We start from the raw sequence: 2,123 nt of genomic DNA on the forward strand, positions 1-2,123 counted from the left end.
GCCGACGGTGGTGTCGGGGCGGTGCTGGTGCCGGGCGGCGGTGGCCCGGCGCGGCGGCTCAGCGGAACTGGAGCCGGTTGACCGCGTCGAAGACCCGGGCGCCGACGAGGCGGCGGCTGTGCACCATCGCCCACGCCGCGGCCGTGACCAGGTAGCGGGTGCGCGGCCGGCGGGCGGTGACCGCCCGCTCGATCACCTTCGCCACCGTCTCGGGCGTCGCGGCGAGCAGCTTGTTGCCGTACGACCGGGTCATCGCCGCGTCGACGGCGGCGACCATCGTCCGGTACGGGCCGGCGGGGTCCGCCCCCGCGCCGAGCGACTCGGCGGCCACCGCCCCGAACCCGGTGCGGATCAGGCCGGGCTCGACGATCACCACGTCGATGCCGAACGGGCGCACCTCCTGGCGCAGCGCGTCGGAGATCGCCTCGACCGCGTACTTGCTGGCGTGGTAGTAGCCGCCGCCGGGGAAGACGAGGCGGCCACCCATCGAGCTGACGTTGACGATGCGGCCCCGACCGGCCCGGCGCATCCCGGGCAGCACCAGCTGGGTCAGCCGGCTGAGCCCGAAGACGTTCGTCTCGAACTGGGCGCGGACCCGCTGCATCGGGGCCTCCTCGATCGGGCCGTACTCGCCGTAGCCGGCGTTGTTGACCAGCACGTCGACCTGGCCGTGTTCGGCCTCGATCGCGGCCACCGCCGCACGCATGGACGCCTCGTCGGTGACGTCGAGGGGGAGCAGCCGGGCCCCGACCTCGGCCAGGTCGGCGATCGCCTCGACCTTGCGGGCGGTGGCGTAGACGGTCAGCTCCGGGTGCCGGGCCAGCTGCCGGACGGTGGCCCGGCCGATGCCGGAGGAGGTGCCGGTGATCAGGACGGTGGTCATGACGGGTCTCCAGGGTGGGGTGCCAGACCCGCGACGATCAGCGCGACGCCCTCGCGCAGCCGCTGCCGGGGCAGGTCCGGGTCGGTGAGGTCGGCCTCCAGGCCGCGGGTGAGCGCGACCAGCACGTCGGCGACCACGCGGGCCCGTGGGCCCGCACCGTCGGCGAGCACGCCGGCCACCACGTCGGTCATCTCCCGGGTGTACGCCTCGACGAGGTCCCCGGTGAGCTTCGTGCTGGCGTCGAGCAGCTCGGCGGCGTGCCGGCTGTCCCGGTGGAGCTGGAGGGTCAGCTCCAGCTTGGCGCCGAGCACGGCTTCGAGCCGCTGCCCGGTCGACGCCGTCGGATCGGCGGCGCTTGCCCGGGCCTCGGCGAGGGTGCCGGCGAAGAGCCGTTCGGCGAGCCGCCGGTAGGCGTCGTCCTTGTTGCGGACGTACTGGTACACGGCGGGACGGGACATTCCGGCCATCGCCGCGATGTCGTCCATCGTCGTGCGGCGCACCCCGTGTCGGGTGAAGCATTCGTAGGCCGCGGCGAGGATGACGTCCAACCGCTCGTTCGACATGCTGACAATGTTTGCATACTTTGTCAGTGCGTCAAGGGCGTTCGCGGTCACGTCGGACATTTCCCGCTCCGCTGCCCGCCAGCCGCGCGCATCTCGACGGACGAAAACGGGGTCACGGGGGATGGGCCGCCGTCAACGATCAGCGCGTCGGACCGGCGCTCCGCCCGGCTGCGCGATTCACGGCCGGATGTCCGGTCCGACGCTCCGCCCCGGCTGCACGGTCCATGGCCGGATGTCCGGTTCTTCGGTGTGGTCGGGGGCACCGTGGGCGCGGAATGGCGGCCGGCCGGTCGTCGTTACATCACCTGGACGATCGAGCAAGGCGCACTGCTTCAGGTGGTGTGGCCGGGCCCCGGATTCGCGGAATGACGGTGGCCCGCCGGTCGTTACATCCCCCGGACGATCGAGCAAGGGCCCGCCGCACAGCCGGTATGGGCCGAGGGCCGAACCCCGGAATGACGGTGGCCGCCCGGTCGTTACACCTGGTCCGGCCCCGCGAAGGGCATCCCCCGCCCCGCGAGCGCGCCGGTTCTGAGATTGACTTTCCCCCTGTTTTTGAGCGCCGGACGGTGCTTGCGCCCTGCTGACCCCCATCGGTTGGGCGCCAACCCCCGAAGGAGCAACTTCTGATGAACACGATCATGCGTAAGAGCGTTCTGGGTATTGCTGGTCTGGCC

Annotated in this window: 2 protein-coding genes; both read right to left on the bottom strand. The window is 72.3% G+C overall.

Going from position 1 to position 2,123, the window contains the following annotated elements; genetic code table 11:
• Positions 1-58: 58 nt before the first annotated feature.
• Complete coding sequence (locus tag NCC78_RS31125) at positions 59-883, bottom strand: oxidoreductase (protein WP_250799004.1); 825 nt, start codon at positions 881-883, stop codon at positions 59-61.
• Complete coding sequence (locus NCC78_RS31130; protein ID WP_250799006.1) at positions 880-1,446, bottom strand: TetR/AcrR family transcriptional regulator; 567 nt, start codon at positions 1,444-1,446, stop codon at positions 880-882. Before NCC78_RS31130 ends, NCC78_RS31125 begins: the two co-directional genes overlap by 4 nt.
• Positions 1,447-2,123: the final 677 nt, after the last annotated feature.

The sequence above is a fragment of the Micromonospora phytophila genome (assembly GCF_023656545.1).
GTDB lineage: Bacteria > Actinomycetota > Actinomycetes > Mycobacteriales > Micromonosporaceae > Micromonospora > Micromonospora phytophila.

Coding starts and splice junctions, on each gene's coding strand:
- NCC78_RS31125 (WP_250799004.1), bottom strand. CDS start 883: ATGACCACCGTCCTGATCACCGGCACCTCCTCCGGCATCGGCCGGGCC.
- NCC78_RS31130 (WP_250799006.1), bottom strand. CDS start 1,446: ATGTCGAACGAGCGGTTGGACGTCATCCTCGCCGCGGCCTACGAATGC.